The sequence below is a fragment of the Dankookia rubra genome (assembly GCF_004355005.1).
In the GTDB taxonomy this organism is placed as follows: domain Bacteria; phylum Pseudomonadota; class Alphaproteobacteria; order Acetobacterales; family Acetobacteraceae; genus Paracraurococcus; species Paracraurococcus ruber_A.
Map to the genome: position 1 here is coordinate 79,295 of NZ_SMSJ01000013.1, position 16,332 is coordinate 95,626.

A 16,332-nucleotide genomic window follows, 5' to 3' on the forward strand; every position below is an offset into this window, starting at 1 on the left:
ATCATCTGCCAAACGGCCGGAATTTAAGATCGATTCTGCCGGAACGCGCTCTATTCCGGAGGAAATCCTGTCGAGCATGTGACGCGCTGCCGCTTCCAACGGCGGCGCGCGGATCGGCGTTGCTCCCGGCACGCGGGCTGTCCGGCCCGCCCTGGAGAGACGACCAGAATGGCCGACGAATTCCTCACCCTGCTGACGCCTGCCAACAATTCCGGCGTGCTCGGCCTCGCCCGCACCAGCCTCGACGGCAATGTCCTGAGCGTGGACGTCGCCGCCTCCGGGCTGACGCCGGGCCAGGTACACCCCTTCCATTTGCATGGCTTCCTGAACGACGCCCCGGAACGCCTGGCCGTCGGGCTGGACGATGCCGATGGCGATGGCGTCGTCGAGACGGCGGAGGGTGAGTCCGCCGCCTATGGCCCGCTCCTCGCCGGCCTCACCGCCTCGGGAAAGGCCGGCTTCGGGCTGGAGGTCTCGCCGGATTTCCCGGCTGCCGATGCCGCTGGCAACCTCGCCTTCCACCAGAGCTACACGCTCGATCCGGCCGACCCGAACGATGCGCAGATCCTGGCGCGGGTCGAGGCGCGGCTCGACGGGCGGGTGCTGGAATTCCACGGCCTCGACCTGCCGGGCGGCGGCGGCCTCGGCACCGGCGGGGAGGTGAACGGCGCCGCCGGCTACAACCCGCAGGTGCCGGTCAGCCAGGGCCAGCTCTACGAGGTACCGCCGGTGCTGGCCACGGCGGCGGATGCGCTCGGTGTCCCCAACTGGCTCGGCGGCGAGTCCGCCGCCTTCCTGGCGCAGGCCTCCACGCTGCTCGCCGCACTCGGCCCCTATACGCTCAATCCCGCCGGCACCGGCCCGGTCGCGCCGGAGCCGGCGGGCGCGCAGACCGCCGCGACGGATACCTATGCGGCGCTGCTGCAGCCCTCGAACGGCTCGGGTGCGCTCGGCCTGGCTGCCGTGCAGATCGACAAGGCCAATGCGGTCGTCACGGTGGAACTCTGGGCCACCGGGCTGACGCCGGACCAGGCGCATGCGAGCCACATCCACGGCTTCGCCAGCGACGCGCCGTCGCTGCTGCCGAACTTCCGGCTCGATGCCGACAGGGACGGCTTCGTCGAGGATGCCGAGGGCGAGCCGGTGGTCGGGCCGGTCCTGCTGGCGCTGACCGACGACGGCTCCATCAGCAATGCCGTGCTGCCGAACCCGGTGACCAGGGCGGATGCCGCCGGCAACCTGCGGATCAGCGAATACTACCGGTTCAACACTGCCGATCCCGCGCAGGCCGCCATCTTCCAGGAATTGCAGGACCGGGTGACCGGGCGCGAGTTGCAAATCCACGGCTTGCTGGTTCCGGCGACCGAGGGCGAGGGAACGCCGGGCGAGGTGAACGGCGTCGCCGGCTACAAGGCGGACCTGCCGGTCGCCAACGGCATCCTGCTGCCGCTGGGGGAGGCGCTCGGCAGCTTCCAGCTTGCGGATGCCGGCGCGGTGGCGGCGTCCTTCCTGTCCGGTGCGTCGGACGCGCCGTTGATCTGACCCGGACGGGTCAGCGGCTGTTCGAGTCCTCGAACAGCCGCTTCGCCTTCTCGACGTCGTAGCGGCCCTCGCACAGCGTCTCCGGGTCCCATTCGCTGCGCTCGGCGGCGAAGAAGTCGCCGCCATAGATGTGGATCGCCCCGGTCAGCCGCGGCAGCGGGTTGGTGACGGAATGGACGATGTCGCGTCCCAGCACCGCGCAGTCCCGGGCGCGGAGGGATCGCGCCCCGGCGGCTTCCACCTTGCCCGTCGGCAGCCGGCGCCAGAAGATGTTGTCCTCCCCGCCGGTATAGACGCCGATCACCGCCCACATGTGGTGGTCGTGCGGCATGATGGTCATCCGCGGGCCCCAGACGACGTTGAGGATGGTGAGGTCGGCCGAGCGGTGCAGCGCGGTGATGCCCGCCCGCTGCGGGTCGCCGAGCCCGGCCATGACGCCGCCCGGTTCCGCGACGGTGCGGGCCAGCAGCTCGCGCACCGCGCGATGGCCACCGGCATCCTCCGCCAGCGCGGCATGGCAGGAATCGATGAAGCTTTCGAGTTCTAGCATCCGGGGCGTCTCCTGCCGCGACGGGGTGCGGGGAAGGCTAGCGATTGCCACGTCCGCGCGGCAAAGCATTCTTCGCCGCGGCGGGGCTCAGGGTAACGGCGCGCGGGTGATGCGGGATCGCGGCGCGTTGATCTCGCGGTAGGTCGCCTCGATCCCGGTGACGCCGGCCCGGCCGAGCCGTTCGGCATGCATCCGGTGACAGGCCTCGGCCGCGGCGCGGCTCTCGAACAGGTAGACCCCGCCGGCGCGGCCTTCGGCGGCGCTTTCGGTCCAGATCTTCCAGGCAAGGCCCGGCTCCTGCGCGATGCTCTCGGCCAGCGCGCGCAGCGCCGCCGCCTGTGCCGGCCCGCCTGGTGGGCGGGCCGGGAAGTCGAGGATCAGCAGGACCGGCGCGTCAGCCGGCAGCGTAGGCCACCGTCTTCTGGGTCTGCTCGCCGAGGCCCTGGATGCCGAGATGCATCACCTGCCCGGCCTTCAGGAAGACCGGCGAGGGCTTCACGCCGAGCCCGACGCCGGGCGGCGTGCCGGTGAAGATGACGTCACCCGGGTGCAGGGTGATCATGTGCGAGACGTAGGAGACGATGGTCTTCACCCCGAAGATCATCGTCCGGGTGGAGCCGTTCTGGTAGCGCTTGCCGTCCACCTCGCAGAACATGGTCAGGTTCTGCGGGTCGGGGACTTCGTCCTTGGTCACCAGCCAGGGGCCGACCGGGCCGAAGGTGTCGCAGCCCTTGCCCTTGTCCCAGGCGCCGCCGCGCTCGATCTGCCACTCGCGCTCGGAAACGTCGTTGCCGAGGGCATAACCGGCGACATGGTCGAGCGCCTGGTCTTCCGTGACGCACTTGGCCTTGGTGCCGATGATGATGCAGAGCTCGACTTCCCAGTCGGACTTCACCGAGTTCTTCGGGATGATGACGTCGTCGTTCGGGCCGGACAGCGCGCCGAGCGACTTCAGGAAGACGATCGGCTCCTTCGGCACCGGCGCGCCGGTCTCGGCGGCGTGGTCGGCGTAGTTCAGGCCGATGCAGATCAGGTTCTTCATCCCGGCGACCGGCGGCCCGAGGCGCGGGCTTCCCGGGACCGCGGGCAGCGATGCCGGATCCAGCGCGGCGAGCTTCGCCAGGCCGGCGGCCGAGAGCGCGTCCCCGGCAAGGTCGGGGATGACGCCCGAAAGGTCGCGGATGGTGCCGGATGCATCGAGCATCCCGGGCTTTTCCTGGCCGTCGGGGCCGTGGCGCAGCAGCTTCATGATGGGTCCTCCAGAATAGGGGCCCCGCGCGGCAAGGGTTGGTGTGGCGGCTTGCCGCGCGGGGGGAAACTTACAGCATCCAGCCGCCGTCGATGACCATGGCCTGGCCGGTGACGAAGGTGCTCTCGGGCGCCGAGAGATAGACGACCAGCGCCGCCATCTCCTCGGCGGTGGCCAGCCGCCCCATCGCCTGCCGCGCGACGAAGGCGGCGCGCGCCGCATCCATGCCCCCGGCCTGCGCCGCATTGGCGGCGATGCGGTCGCCGAGGCTCGGGGTGTCCACCGTGCCGGGGCAGACCGCGTTGCAGCGGATGCCCTTCGAGACATAGTCGGTGGCGACCGACTTGGTAAGCCCGATCACCGCCGCCTTGGTGGTGCCGTAGAGGAACCGGTTCGGCGCGCCCTTCAGGCTGGAACAGGCGGAGGACATGTTGACGATCGACCCGCCGCCCTTGCCGATCATGCCCGGCAGCGCGGCGCGCGTCGTCTGCCACATCGCGCGGACGTTCAGCGCGAAGGCGAAGTCCCATTCGTCGTCGGTGCAGGTCTCGATCGAGTTCTGGTGGACGAAGCCGGCGCAATTGAACAGCACGTCGAGCGGCCCGGCACCCTGCACGGCGGCGGCCACCGTCTTGTCGTCCAGCACGTCGAGCGCCAGCGTCTCGATCCCGTCGAGGCCTTGCAGCTTCTCCGCATCGCGGTCGGTGGCGACGACGCTGGCGCCTTCCGCGGCATAGGCCAGCGCCGTGGCACGCCCGATCCCCTGGCCCGCCGCCGTCACGAAGCACCGCTTGCCCTGCAGCCTGCCGGCCATGACCCGTTTCCCGCCCTGGATTGCGGGCGCCATCTTCACGGGGACGCTCCCTGCGTCAATGCCCCGGGGAAGGGAAGAATTTTCTCCCCGGACCTCCACTCACCTTTGTCCGGGGGTCGGCAGCCGCGGCGCGGCGGCAGGGAGGGCCTGCTGCCCTACGCCGCGACCGGCGGTGGCATCGACAGGAAGGCGTGCACCGCGTGCCAGAACTGCGCCCGGTTCAGCCCGTAATGCAGCGCATGCGCGGCATGCGAGAGCGAGACGAACTGCTTGTCGCCGTTCGGCAGCCGGCCGAAAAAATCCTGCAGGTCGGCCATCGCGGCGATGCCGTCATGCTCGCCGCGGATCAGCAGCACCGGAGATCCGACATCCTCCGGCTGCACCACCGGCAGCCTCGACGTCATGTCGAGATAGGTACCGGTTGGCGTCTGGTCGCCGAAGACCAGCTCGGCATCCGCCAGCGCCTCGGCCACCGCCATGTCCGAGGTGCCGGGCATGTCGCGGGTGAAGATGCTGCGGATCATGGCGCGGTCGCGCAGCCGCTTGTTGCTGGCGCGGAAGGCATCGAGCCGCTTGGCGCGCTCGGTGAGGGTCGGCGAATCCTTGCCCGTATAGGTGAAGGCGGTCAGCACCAGCCGGTCCACCCGGGACGGGTCCTTCGCCGCGAAGACCGCGGCGCGCAGCGCGCCGGAGCTTTCGCCCATCATGTGGAGCCGCGCGGCACCCGTCTCCCGCGCCACAACCGGCATGGCGGCGGCAAGGTCCGCAGCGCCCGAGGCGATGTCGGAATTGCTCTCGGTGCGGGACGACCGGCCGTAATTCTCGTGGTCCATCGTCCAGACGTCGTAGCCGAGCCGGGCGAAGACGTTCATCAGCGAGTATTCCCCCTTGCCCGGCACCGTCAGGTCGAAGGAGGGACGGGCCGAGTTGGAGGAACCGTGCACCAGGAAGAGCACCGGCCTCGCCGGCTCCCCCGGCCGCGGCGCGCCGAGCCGCTTGCGGAAGAGGTAAAGCTTCACGGGACTGTCCCGAGGGCCCTTCTCGGCCCAGTACTCGGCGCTCCAGACCGCCTCCTCGGCCGCGGCGCCATGCGCCGCCAGCGCGCCGCCGCTCGCCGCGCCGGCCAGCAGGCCGCGCCGTGATGCGCCCTTGGTCATCGGCCATCCTCCCGTCCCCGTTGCCGCAAGTCTGGCACGGGGCGGGAGGGGAACGGAACCGGGTGTTCCGCCGGGCGGCTACCGGTCCCGGTCCGCCAGTTCCACGCGGCGGCCGCTGACCGTGGGCAGGGTGGCGGCGACCGGCCGTTCCTTCGCCGGGGTGGCCTGCTGCGCCGCGGCACGCGGTGCGACATAGGCGCGCTGGTTCTGCTCCAGCGTCCTGACGGGGTCGGGCGTGGCGGCAGGCTGGCCTTGGGCGAAGGCCGGGGCAGCGGCCAGGCCCCACACGAGGGCGGCGACAAGCAGGTTGCGCGGCATGGACATCGACCTCAGGGGATTGGGCGGCCCTGTGGCCGCCCGTTGCCCCCAAAATGGAGCTTTCCCCCCATCCTTGCCAATGCGAAAGGCCGATGCCCGGTATTTGCCGGACTGATACGTATCAGTGGTTGTGCCGGCTCTCCCCGCGGGTCTCGAGGATGTTGAGGTAGGCCGTCGCCGGTTCCAGGCAGCCGCCGGTGCCGAGCTGGCCGACCATGCTGCGCTGGATCTCCTCCCAGGGCGTCTTGTTCGGCAGCACCGGCGGCTTCCAGGCGGCGCGGCGTGCCGCGAGCTCGGCCTCGGGGATCATCACGTCGACCTTGCGCGTGTTGAGGTCGATGCGGATCGGGTCGCCCGACTTCAGCAGCGCCAGCCCGCCGCCCACCGCGGCCTCCGGCGAGATGTTGAGGATCGAGGGGCTGCCCGAGGTGCCGGACTGCCGTCCGTCGCCCATGGTCGGCAGCGTGTCGAGCCCGGCTTTGATCAACGCCGCCGGCGGCTGCATGTTCACCACCTCGGCGCTGCCGGGATAGCCGACCGGGCCGCAGTTGCGGATGACCAGCACGGTATGCGCGTCGATGCCGAGCGAGGGATCCTCGATCCGGTCGTGGTAGTCCTCCGGCCCCTCGAAGACCACGACCTTGCCGTTGAAGACGCCCGGCGGCTCCGACAGGTAGCGGCGGCGGAACTCGGCATCGATGACCGAGATCTTCATGACAGCGCTGTCGAAGATGTTGCCCGACAGGATGGCGAAGCCGGCATGCGGCTTCATCGGCGCGTCATAGGCGCGGATCACCTCGCGGTCCGGCGCCTCGAGGTTCTCGAGGTTGGCCGCATAGGTCCTGCCGGTCACCGTCATCGCCTGGCCGCGCAGCTTGCCCGCGTCCAGCAGCTCCTTCATCACGGCCGACACGCCGCCGGCGCGGTGGAAGGCCTCGCCGAGGAAGCGCCCGGCCGGCTGGCAATCGACCAGCAGCGGGATCTCCTGCCCGATCGTGTCCCAGTCCTCGATCTTCAGCTCGACGCCCATGTGCCGGGCGATGGCGATGATGTGCGGCGGGCAGTTGGTGGAGGCGCCGATCGCGCTGGCGGCGAGGATCGCGTTCTCGAAGGCGGCCCGGGTCAGGATGTCGGAGGGCCGCAGGTTCTCGTGCACCATCTCGACGATCCGCTTGCCCGTGGCATAGGCCATCTGGCCGCGCTCGCGGTACGGCCCGGGGATGGCGGCGCAGCCGGGGAGCGACATGCCCAGCGCCTCGGCCAGGCTGTTCATCGACAGCGCGGTGCCCATGGTGTTGCAGTGGCCGACGCTGGTCGCCGAGCTCGCCACCAGCTCCATGAAGTGGTCGTAGTTGATCTCGCCGGCGGCGAGCTGCTTGCGCGCCGCCCAGACGATGGTGCCGGACCCCGTGAGCTGGCCCTTGAAGTGGCCGTCGAGCATCGGCCCGCCGGAGAGCACGATGGCCGGGATGTTGACCGTCGCCGCGCCCATCAGCACCGCCGGCGTGGTCTTGTCGCAGCCCGCCGTCAGCACCACGCCGTCGAGCGGATAGCCGTGCAGGACCTCCACCAGCGACAGGTAGGCGAGGTTGCGGTCGAGCGCCGCGGTCGGCCGCTTGCCGGTTTCCTGGATCGGGTGGATCGGGAATTCCAGCGGGATGCCGCCGGCGGCGATGATGCCGTCCCTGACCCGCTTCGCCAGGTCGATATGGTGGCGGTTGCAGGGCGAGAGATCGGAGCCGGTCTGGGCGATGCCGATGATCGGCTTGCCCGATTGCAGCTCGCCCCGCGTCATGCCGAAGTTCAGGTAGCGCTCGGTATAGAGCGCGGTCATCCCCGGATCCTCCGGGTCGTCGAACCAGCGCTGGCTGCGCAGCTTGAAATGCTTCTTCGTCTGGTCGGAGCCGGCCATGGCATTCACTCCCGCTGGGGTGGAAGGCTTAGACGGCTGAGTTGGGGTGTCAACGGCGCGCGCGCAGGGTAGCGTCGTCGGAACGTCCGCGTCGGAACGTCCGCGTCGGAACGTCCGCCCTGGGACCCCCGCCATGCTGCGCCACCGGCTGCTCGCCGCGCTCGTCACCCTCGCCCCCGCCCTGGTCCAGGCGCAGGAGGATCCGCCGCTCGCGCTGCGCGGGATGGGCAGCTTCCATGTCGGCGGGCGGGAAGCCGTGGTCGCCGACAAGCCGGTGCGGGAGGTGCTGCTGGTCCCCGGCGGCGTCCCCGCCCGGATCGACGCCAACGGCCCCTACCAGGTCGAGGCGATGTACGTGCAGTACCACCTGCCCGCGGCCGAGCGCGGCAGGGTGCCGCTGCTGCTCTGGCATGGCGGCGGGCTGACCGGCGTGACCTGGGAGAGCACGCCGGACGGGCGGGAGGGCTGGCAGCAGTATTTCCTCCGCCGGGGCTGGGCGACCTATGTCTCGGATGCGGTGGAGCGCGGCCGCGCCGGCTGGGCGATGTATCCCGAGATCTTCGCGGGCGAGCCGGTCTTCCTGACCAAGGCCGATCCCTGGGAGCGCTTCCGGATCGGCGCCGGCCCGGGCAGCTACCGCACGCGCACGGCCTTGCCGGGGACGCAGTTCCCCATCGAGGCCTATGACGACTTCATGCGCCAGGTGGTGCCGCGCTGGACCACGACGGATGCGGCGCAGCTCGCGGCCTACCGGGCGCTGCTGCGCCGGGCGGGGCCGGCGGTGGTGCTGGCGCATAGCCAGGGCGGGATGTTCGCGACCCGCGCCGCCCAGGCCGAGCCGGCGCAGGTCCGCGCGCTGGTGCTGGTCGAGCCCGCCGGCTTCGGCGAGGCCACGCCGGAGGCGCTGGCGGCGCTGCGCGGCATTCCCGTCCTCGCGCTCTATGGCGACTTCATCGAGCAGGATGGCCGCTGGCCGGCGATCCGCCAGCGCGGGCTCGACTTCTACGCGAAGCTCCGGGCCGCGGGCGGCAGCGTCGATGTCGTGGCGCTGCCGGAACGCGGGATCATGGGCAACAGCCACATGATGATGATGGACAGGAACAACCGCGCGGTCGCCCAGGTGGTGCAGGACTGGCTGGCGGCGCGCGGCTTGTGGCGATGACCCGGCGCTAGGGGAAGACCAGGTCCGACAGGCCGCAGGTATTCACCCGCCGCCGCTCCGTCGCCTCGCCGCTGCCATAGACCACGCGGATGTCGTTCACGCATTGCCCGCTCGGCAGGCGGATGGTGTAGCTGCCGCCGGAGTTCAGCGACCGGTCGCCGAGCCGGTCCGGCCCCCAGGAATTCACGCCGGAGGAGGAGACGTAGATCTCGTTGATCTTGCCCGCGCTGTTGTTGGTCAGCCTGAAGGACGGGTCGTTGCCCTGCGCCTCGGCGGCAGCGGCGCCGAGCAGGAGCAGCGTGACGGCCGCCAGCGGCGCCGCATGACGGGGGATGAGCATGCCAAGGTTTTCCTCTGCCTGGGCGGCCCGGAAGCGGCCGCCGCGGCAGGGAACACCGCCCGGATGAGAAAACGGTAAAGCCGCGGCCGTCAGGCCGCCGCTTCCTCGAGGAAGACCTGCACCGCCTGGAACAGCGCGCCGCGGTTTCGCTCCATGAGGATGGTGTGCGTCCCCTCCGCCAGCATGACCAGCCGCTTGCCCGGGCTGTTGACCAGCAGCGGGAACAGCGTGCTGGCCAGCGCCGGCGGCGTGTCGCGGTCCCATTCGGCGACCACCAGCAGCACCGGCGCGGTGATCTTCGCCGGGTCGTAGTAGGGCCTGCCGGACTGCCAGTAGTCCCGGCTGTCCTGGGTCACCCCGTTCGGCGCCCGCAGCGCCGGCGGGTTGCGCCGCTGCCCCTCCGGGTCGGTCGCCCAGGTGACGCCCGCCCAGTGCTCGAACCAGCCGGGCGGGATCAGCGCGGCGACCTTCTCGGCCGGCACGCCGGTCAGCCAGCGCTGCTTCGCCGCGGCCTGGGTCACCCAGCGGTAGGCGCCGAGCTCGGCGGGCTGCCCGGCGGCGGCTAGGCTCGGTCCCTCGCGCAGCCATTGCGGCGCATAGAGCACCACGCGTTCCACCACGGCGGGGTTGTCGGCGGCGAAGCGCCCGGTCAGCCCGGTGCCCCAGGACCAGCCCATATGGACGATCCGCGGCAGGTTGCGCCGCTGCCGGATGAAGGCGTTGACCGCGCCGATATCGGCCACCGCCGCGTCGCCGCGGACCAGCGGCGGATTGGCCTCGGGCGGCTGCGCCATCTCGGGCGGGCGGGTGCTGCGGCCATAGCCGCGGATGTCCATGCACCAGACATCGAAGCCGCGGCCGGCGATGTAGTCCATCCAGGACAGCCCGCCGAGCGGCAGGTCGAAGGCGGTATGCGCCGGATAGGTCGCGCCATGCACGAACAGCAAGGTGCGGCCCGGGGTGAAGGCGGCCATCCCCTCCGGCCGCTTGTTGCGGACGAAGATCTCGATCCCCGGGTCCTTCGAGGGAACCATGAATTCCTCGGTGGCGAGCTGGGCCGGCTGGGACTGGGCCTGGGCCGGGACCGCGGCGATCATCGGGGTGGCCAAGGGGGTGGCGAGAAGCGCGCGGCGGTGCATGACGTCACTCCTGAGGATCCTGCCACCTCGGGTGTGGCTTGGCCGGCAGCCTAGCGCGGAAGCGGTGCCGCGCCAGCCACCCGCCGGCATGCCAGGCGACCGCGCGCCGCCGCTGCGCTACAGGGGCGCGATGCAGGCACATCCCATCGGCGGCATCACCCGGCGGCCCGCCTGGCTGGCGGAGGCGGGGGCCACCCTGGCGCTGGCCTGGCCCTTGGCGCTGACCAACCTCAGCCAGCACGCGCTCGCCCTGACCGACACCGTCATCCTCGGCTGGCTCTCGACCGAGGCGCTGGCGGCCGGGACGCTGGCGGCCAACCTTTATTGGGCGGTGATGGCCGCGCCGCTCGGCACCGCCTTCGCCGCCGGGCCTATGCTGGCCCAGGCGCGCGGCGCCGGCCGGCTGCCGGGCGGGGCGGGGCGGGGCTGGGTCAGGCAGATGCGGCGCGGCGCGCGCAGCGCGCTCTGGGCCGCGCTGGCGCTGCTGCTGCCCTCGATGCTGCTGCTCTGGTTCGCCGAGCCGGTGCTGCTGGCGCTGGGGCAGCAGCCGCATCTGGCCGCGCTGGCCGGCACCTACCTGCGGGCGATGATGTGGGGCCTGCCGAGCTTCTGCGGCTTCATCGTGCTGCGCGGCTTCCTCGCGGCGATGGAACGCCCGGCGCCGGCGCTCTGGGTCGCCGGGGGCGGCATCCTGCTGAACGGCGCGCTGTGCTGGCTTCTGGTCTTCGGTGCCCTCAGCTGGCCCGGCCTCGGCATCCTCGGCGCCGGCATCGCCAGCGCGCTGGCCAATGCGGCGATGCTGGGCGGGCTGCTCGGGCTGATGGCGCGCGACCGGGTGCTGGGACGCTTCCGCCTGCTCGGCCGCTTCTGGCGGCCGGACCTCGCCAAGCTGGCCGAGGTCGTCCGGCTCGGCCTGCCGATCAGCGGCAGCATGCTGCTCGAGATCGGCGTCTTCAGCGCGGCCGCCATCGCCATGGGCTGGTTCGGCGCGGTGGCGGTCGCCGCGCACGCCATCGCGCTGCAGACCGCGGGGATGACCTTCATGATCCCGCTCGGCATCGGCCAGGCGGCGACGGCGCGGGTCGGGCTCTTCGCCGGCGCCGCCGAGCCGCGCGCCGCGGCGCGGGCCGGCTGGGTGGCGATCGGCCTCGGCGCCGGCTTCATGCTGGCGACGGCGCTGCTGCTGGTGGTGGCCTCGGCGCCGATCGCGCGCGGCTTCCTCGGCGCCGGGGATGCGGAGGCCGCCGCGGCCGCGGCGCTCGGCGCCACGCTGCTGACCATCGCCGGCATCTTCCAGCTGGCGGATGGGGTGCAGGCGGTGGCCGCTGGCGCGTTGCGCGGGCTGAAGGACACCCGGGTGCCGATGCTGCTGGCGGCGCTCGGCTATTGGGGGCTCGGCATGCCGGTCGGGCTGCTGCTGGCCTGGCAGGCGGGCTTCGGGCCGGTCGGGCTCTGGATCGGCCTGGCGGCGGGGCTCGGCTGCGTCGCGCTGCTGATGCTGCGGCGCTGGCGGGGGCTGTCCGGGGGCGCCGCCGCGGCCGGGGCCTGACCCGGCCGGCGCCCGTTGCGCCGCCGAAGCCGGCCTGCTGCCCGCCGCGGCTTGCCTGCGGACGTGAACGCGGCACCGCCCTGGCCGGGTGTGGTCAGGGCAGCGTCATGCCCTGCCGCGGTGCGCCCCGGCCAGGACGCGTCCCGGCCACGGGGGCGGAGCCCCTTCCCGCATCCTCGCCGTCCCGACGCGGCGGGGCCCCGACCGGCACGGGTCGATTGCGCGTCAGCCCATCCAGGACCAGTCGCCATGCTCATGGAATTTCGCCATGAGGCGGTCGCCCAGGTCCAGCGCCGGCATGTCGTGCTGCGGCGCGTGCAGGTCGGGAAAGCCCGGCCGAGGCGCAGCCAACGATGCATGGTCAATGTGCTCGCCCGGGTCCTGGGCGTCCTGGCCGTCGGCGACTTCGATCAGCAGGCCTCCGTCCAAGGCCAGCAGGGTCTGCCCGTCGATCGATCCGATCACGAGGTTCGTCCCGCCTGTCGCCCCGTTGATCGTCACATGCAGGTCGAGCGGCGTGTCGAGGAACAGGGCGCCGGCATCCGAGGCGGCGCCGACCTCGGGCGTCCCTCCGACACCGGCCGTTCCATCGGCGCCGTGTCCCGCTGCTCCCTGGGCGCCATGCTCCGCCGCGCCGGCCAGGCCCTGGGCCTGAGCGGCGATGATCTCTCCGATTGTCATCTGGGTCATTCGCATTCCCCTCGGAATGGGGGTCGCTCATTCCGCAGTCAGGCGCCGTCACGTCATGCCGTGCTGCCAGCCGCTTCCGCGCGCGCAGAACTGCCTGGGTACGCCCGGGCCTGCCTCGTCCCGTCCTGCGGCTAGTCGCCAGGTGGCCCGGCGCACTGCGCGCCGGACCGGTTGCTTGGCCTGTACTATGGGCCTGTACTATGGCGGTTGCGTTCGCAGTTGAACGCGGCACCGCTGTGGTCTGTTTTCGTCGGGTGGATTCACGCTGCCGGGCGTTCAGGCCCGACCGGGATGCATCCTAGACGCCGAAAAGGTGGACGTCGGCACCGGCACCGCCGTCACCGCCCACGCCGCCGTTGCCGCCATCCCCGCCGGCGCCACCGGTGGCGGCGCCGCCCGTGGCATTGCCGATCTCGATGGTGACGGTGAGGTCGCCGTCGCCGCTATGCGGCAGGTCCATCAGCTTGATGTGGGCCTTGCCGAGATCGACATAGACATCCCCGACCGTCGCGTTCCCACCCGTCGCGTCGCCGCCGTCGCCGCCTGCACCGCCATTGGCGCTGCCGCCGTCGCCGCCGGTAAAGGTCAAGGTAATGTCGTCGAAACTGAACTTGTCACCACCGTGACCGTGGCCATTGCCTTTATCCCAACCGTAGTGATTGCCCATTTTGGCCTCCGTGACTGACGGAAAACGTGGGTATCAAACTGTGGCCGGTAGCATATTCGTCATGCAGTGTATAATTCATAGAAACAAACAATATTATTGAGGATTTCGGTAGCTCGCCATTTTGGAGAACTTCCTCGCTCCTCTTTCTTGACCCGACCACAGGTAAACTTCACCATGTCGCCAGGACAAAATTGAAGCCTTTTTTCTCATTGTCGAGGGTATGTGAACTTCTCCTAATTTGCGAAAATTGGCCGATACTATTGCGGTAATCAAAGTGTTGCTGGGCGCGCAATCTTCCGAAATTGTACAACATGCGATGGACGCCCAGCCTTCGGCCACGGGTTCCGGCCTCAGGTCAAGGTTCACGTTGTGATGCGGCGCGTCGCGGATGCACGGAGCCGGCCTTAGATCGGCGCCGTTTCATGTGGCGGCTGGCATGGTCCGTCGAACGGCGCCCTGGCGGTCCGTGAGGCCGCCCACCACCCGCCGCTGCCGTGCCGCGCGATCCGACGGCTCAGTCGCCCTCGGGCGGGATCACGTTGGTCCGCCGGCCCTCGACCAGCACGTCGCGCATCGTCTCGGCACCTTTCAGCCGGATGTCGTCCCAGGCCTCCGGCGAGTGAAAGGCGATGTGCGGGGTGATCACCAGGCGGCCCTCCAGCCAGGCCTCGCGCGCCCGGTAGGCCCGCAGCAGGGACGGGATCGGATCCTTCGGCGGCTCCTCGGGGATCACGTCCAGCCCGGCGCCGGCGATGTGGCCGTCGCGCAGGCAGCGTTCCAGCGCATCGATGTCGAGGATCGGGCCGCGCGCGGTGTTCACCACCACGGCGTTGCGCGGCAGCATCCGCAGCTCGCGCTCGCCGATCAGGCCGCGCGTCGTGCGCGTCAGCGGGCAGTGGATCGACAGCACGTCCGACTGCGCCAGCAGCTCCTCCATCGACCGGGCACGCTGGATGCCGAGCGCGCGGTCCCAGCCATTCGGCTGGGCCGGGTCGTGGAAGACCACCCGGTAGCCGAAGGCCTTGGCGCGCAGCGCCGCGGCGCTGCCGATGCGCCCCAATCCGAGGATGCCGAAGGTCTGCACCTCCTGTCGCCGCACCAGCGGCGAGCGCAGGACGGCCCAGGGCGCCGGGTCCGGCCCGCGCTGGGTCTCATGGTAGAGGATCAGGCCGCGGCGCAGCGACAGCGCCAGCAGCACGGCGAATTCGGCGACCTCCTGCGTGCCGTAGTCGGGCACGTTGCAGACCGTGATGCCGCGGGCGGCGCAGGCCGCGCGGTCGACCCGGTCGTAGCCGACGCCCATCCGCACCACGACCTTCAGCTTTGGCATGCGCGCGACCTGCTCGGCCGGCACCGCCATCCGCAGCGTCATCAGCCCCTCGGCCTCCGCCAGCAGGCTGTCCGGCAGCTCGGCCAGGCTGGCTTTCGCGTTGCCCTGCAGGATGCGGACATCGGGGCCGAGGATGCCCTGTTCGAGGCGGGTGTCGGGATAGAGCCCCTCGGGCTCGAGCACCGTCAGCGTCATGTCGTTCCCCCAATGATTGGTGCGCCGAGGATGCGTCCCACCCTCCGGTCCTGCAACCCGGGCCCGACCCCGCCGCGATCAGCGCGGCTGGTCGTGCAGCCAGAGGCCGAGGCCGAGGATCACCGCGGGGACGCTGAAGGGGTCGAGCCCGCCGTCGAACCAGAGCGAGCAGCAGGCGACGAGGGCACCGAGCGCCGCCAGCGCCAGCGCGATCCGCCCCCTCATGATCCCTTCCTACGGTGCATATGCGACTCATTCGCATATGCAAGGTGCGCTGTGAAGCACCCGGCGGCGCACCGGCATCGCCCTTCCGCCCGGACGGCCGCCGCCGCATCATCGCCGGCGGCAGGACAAGGACAGCGGCATGCGGCGATACCTGATCACCGGCGCGGCGAGCGGCATCGGCGCCGCCTGCTGCCGCGTGCTGGCCGGCCCAGGCGCGGCGATCGCGCTCCATACCCGCAAGAACCGCGACGGCGCCGAGCGGATGGCGGAGCATGTGCGCGGCAAGGGCGGCGCCGCCCATGTCCTGCTCGGCGACCTGGCCGGGCCCGAGGCGCCGGCCCGCGCGGTGGACCAGGCGGTGGCGGCGCTCGGCGGGCTCGACGTGGTGATCTCGAATGCCGGCTTCGCCGACCGGACGCCGCTGGCCAGCCTGACCGATGCCGGCTTCGCCGCCAGCCACGACGCCATCGCCTTCGCCCTGCTGCGGCTGGCCCGCGCCGCGAAGCCGCACCTGCTGGCGGGGCGGGACCCGCGGCTGGTCGCCGTCTCCTCCTTCGTCGCCCACGTGTTTCGGTTGGAGCACCCGGTCTTCCCCGCCTCGGCCGCGGCCAAGGCGGCGCTCGAGGCACTGGTGCGGGCGCTGGCGGTGGAATGGGCACCGGCGATCGCGGTGAACGCGGTGGCGCCGGGCTTCACCCAGAAGGACCCCGGCGCGCATGCCGCGCTCGATCCCAAGGCCTTCGAGGAGCGGATCGCCCGCATCCCGATGCGCCGCCTCGGCGCGACCGAGGAGGTGGCGGCGGCGATCGCCTTCCTCGCCTCACCCCCGGCGGGCTACATCACCGGCCAAGTGCTGCACGTGGATGGCGGCATCACCGCGTGATGCCGCCGCCCCGGCTCAGGCCGGGCGGGGTTCCGCCCGGGCGGCGCGGACGGCCGCGCCGACCAGCATCAGCGCCGCGACCCCGAGGGCGACGATGCCCCAGCCCGGATCGATCCAGGGGCTGCGGTTGCCGCTGAGCGCGACGATCGCCTCGCGCAGGCTGCTCCAGTGGTAGACGCCGGCGACCAGGGCGGCGAGGGCGGGCAGGAAGGTCATGGCCACGGCCGCGGCGATGATCGGCACCCGCAGCGGCTGCAGCCGCGGCAGGAAGGCGGCGGCCAGCGCGGCGCCGAGCACCGCGAATTTCAGCAGGGTCACCAGCGGCACCGCCTGCCAGGCGGAAAGGCCGAGCAGCGCCTGGTCGGGGCCGCGGAAATGCAGCACCGGCAGGAACAGCGCGGTGGCCGCGGCAAGGGTCACCCCGCCGAGCAGCAACGCCAAGCCAGTCGTGTCGTGCGATCGGTTCATGGAAGCCTCCCGTTGCTTCCGGGTCTTCGGCGCCCGGAATGGATCGCTTGTAATGAAGTGGTCATGCGAGATCAAGCGCTTCGTTGCGCCTGCTACGCTTGCGGTTTTATGATATAATTCCTATTATAGCGGGGCTTTCAGG

18 protein-coding genes are annotated in these 16,332 nt (G+C 71.2%); 4 read left to right on the forward strand and 14 right to left on the reverse strand.

Annotation, left to right across the window (positions count from 1 at the left end):
* Nucleotides 1–168: 168 nt before the first annotated feature.
* Complete coding sequence (locus E2C06_RS12780; RefSeq protein WP_133288989.1) at nt 169–1,542, forward strand: hypothetical protein; 1,374 nt, start codon at nt 169–171, stop codon at nt 1,540–1,542.
* 10 nt (nt 1,543–1,552) lie between these two features.
* On the opposite strand, the gene E2C06_RS12785 is transcribed toward E2C06_RS12780, so the two are convergent.
* The 7 genes from E2C06_RS12785 to E2C06_RS12815 all read right to left on the reverse strand — a co-directional run bounded on the left by E2C06_RS12785 (nt 1,553) and on the right by E2C06_RS12815 (nt 7,542).
* Nucleotides 1,553–2,092 (reverse strand): cysteine dioxygenase family protein, encoded by a 540-nt coding sequence (locus tag E2C06_RS12785; RefSeq protein ID WP_133288990.1) that lies wholly within the window; start codon nt 2,090–2,092, stop codon nt 1,553–1,555.
* Between the two features lie 87 nt (nt 2,093–2,179).
* Nucleotides 2,180–2,548 (reverse strand): YdhR family protein, encoded by a 369-nt coding sequence (locus E2C06_RS12790; RefSeq protein WP_338324209.1) that lies wholly within the window; start codon nt 2,546–2,548, stop codon nt 2,180–2,182.
* On the reverse strand, nt 2,487–3,341 hold the full coding sequence (locus tag E2C06_RS12795) for a fumarylacetoacetate hydrolase family protein (protein ID WP_133288992.1): 855 nt from the start codon (nt 3,339–3,341) through the stop codon (nt 2,487–2,489). The genes E2C06_RS12790 and E2C06_RS12795 overlap by 62 nt, the downstream gene beginning before the upstream one ends.
* Before the next feature lie 70 nt (nt 3,342–3,411).
* On the reverse strand, nt 3,412–4,155 hold the full coding sequence (locus E2C06_RS12800) for an SDR family oxidoreductase (protein ID WP_133288993.1): 744 nt from the start codon (nt 4,153–4,155) through the stop codon (nt 3,412–3,414).
* A 155-nt stretch (nt 4,156–4,310) separates the two neighbouring features.
* The gene (locus tag E2C06_RS12805) at nt 4,311–5,312 is read right to left on the reverse strand and encodes an alpha/beta hydrolase (RefSeq protein ID WP_133288994.1); all 1,002 of its coding nucleotides are present in this window, start codon (nt 5,310–5,312) and stop codon (nt 4,311–4,313) included.
* Between the two features lie 78 nt (nt 5,313–5,390).
* A complete protein-coding gene (locus E2C06_RS12810; protein WP_133288995.1) occupies nt 5,391–5,630 on the reverse strand; it encodes a hypothetical protein in 240 nt (79 codons plus the stop codon).
* Between the two features lie 121 nt (nt 5,631–5,751).
* A complete protein-coding gene (locus E2C06_RS12815) occupies nt 5,752–7,542 on the reverse strand; it encodes an IlvD/Edd family dehydratase (RefSeq protein ID WP_133288996.1) in 1,791 nt (596 codons plus the stop codon).
* A gap of 133 nt (nt 7,543–7,675) precedes the next feature.
* On the opposite strand from E2C06_RS12815, the gene E2C06_RS12820 reads away from it, so the two are divergent.
* Nucleotides 7,676–8,704, forward strand: a complete 1,029-nt coding sequence (locus E2C06_RS12820) for an alpha/beta fold hydrolase (protein ID WP_133288997.1) — start codon at nt 7,676–7,678, stop codon at nt 8,702–8,704.
* A gap of 7 nt (nt 8,705–8,711) precedes the next feature.
* Here the strand turns inward: E2C06_RS12820 and E2C06_RS12825 are convergent, their stop codons facing one another.
* Nucleotides 8,712–9,044: a hypothetical protein gene (locus E2C06_RS12825; RefSeq protein WP_133288998.1), complete on the reverse strand. Its 333-nt coding sequence runs from the start codon at nt 9,042–9,044 to the stop codon at nt 8,712–8,714.
* An 89-nt stretch (nt 9,045–9,133) separates the two neighbouring features.
* Entirely contained in the window at nt 9,134–10,183 is a 1,050-nt protein-coding gene (locus tag E2C06_RS12830; RefSeq protein WP_133288999.1) for an alpha/beta hydrolase, read from the reverse strand.
* A gap of 88 nt (nt 10,184–10,271) precedes the next feature.
* Between E2C06_RS12830 and E2C06_RS12835 the strand changes: the two genes are divergently transcribed.
* On the forward strand, nt 10,272–11,732 hold the full coding sequence (locus tag E2C06_RS12835) for an MATE family efflux transporter (RefSeq protein ID WP_241671247.1): 1,461 nt from the start codon (nt 10,272–10,274) through the stop codon (nt 11,730–11,732).
* Between the two features lie 225 nt (nt 11,733–11,957).
* On the opposite strand, the gene E2C06_RS12840 is transcribed toward E2C06_RS12835, so the two are convergent.
* The 4 genes from E2C06_RS12840 to E2C06_RS37540 form a co-directional block, all read right to left on the reverse strand.
* On the reverse strand, nt 11,958–12,422 hold the full coding sequence (locus E2C06_RS12840) for a hypothetical protein (RefSeq protein ID WP_133289000.1): 465 nt from the start codon (nt 12,420–12,422) through the stop codon (nt 11,958–11,960).
* Nucleotides 12,423–12,720: 298 nt separating this feature from the next.
* Complete coding sequence (locus tag E2C06_RS12845) at nt 12,721–13,089, reverse strand: hypothetical protein (protein ID WP_133289001.1); 369 nt, start codon at nt 13,087–13,089, stop codon at nt 12,721–12,723.
* 514 nt (nt 13,090–13,603) lie between these two features.
* The gene (locus E2C06_RS12850) at nt 13,604–14,614 is read right to left on the reverse strand and encodes a C-terminal binding protein (protein ID WP_133289002.1); all 1,011 of its coding nucleotides are present in this window, start codon (nt 14,612–14,614) and stop codon (nt 13,604–13,606) included.
* A gap of 78 nt (nt 14,615–14,692) precedes the next feature.
* Nucleotides 14,693–14,839, reverse strand: a complete 147-nt coding sequence (locus E2C06_RS37540) for a hypothetical protein (RefSeq protein ID WP_165982362.1) — start codon at nt 14,837–14,839, stop codon at nt 14,693–14,695.
* Between the two features lie 139 nt (nt 14,840–14,978).
* Between E2C06_RS37540 and E2C06_RS12855 the strand changes: the two genes are divergently transcribed.
* Nucleotides 14,979–15,722, forward strand: coding sequence for an SDR family NAD(P)-dependent oxidoreductase (locus E2C06_RS12855; RefSeq protein ID WP_133289003.1), 744 nt, complete (start codon nt 14,979–14,981; stop codon nt 15,720–15,722).
* A gap of 15 nt (nt 15,723–15,737) precedes the next feature.
* Here E2C06_RS12855 and E2C06_RS12860 read toward each other — a convergent pair whose 3' ends face one another.
* A complete protein-coding gene (locus E2C06_RS12860) occupies nt 15,738–16,190 on the reverse strand; it encodes a hypothetical protein (protein WP_133289004.1) in 453 nt (150 codons plus the stop codon).
* Nucleotides 16,191–16,332: the final 142 nt, after the last annotated feature.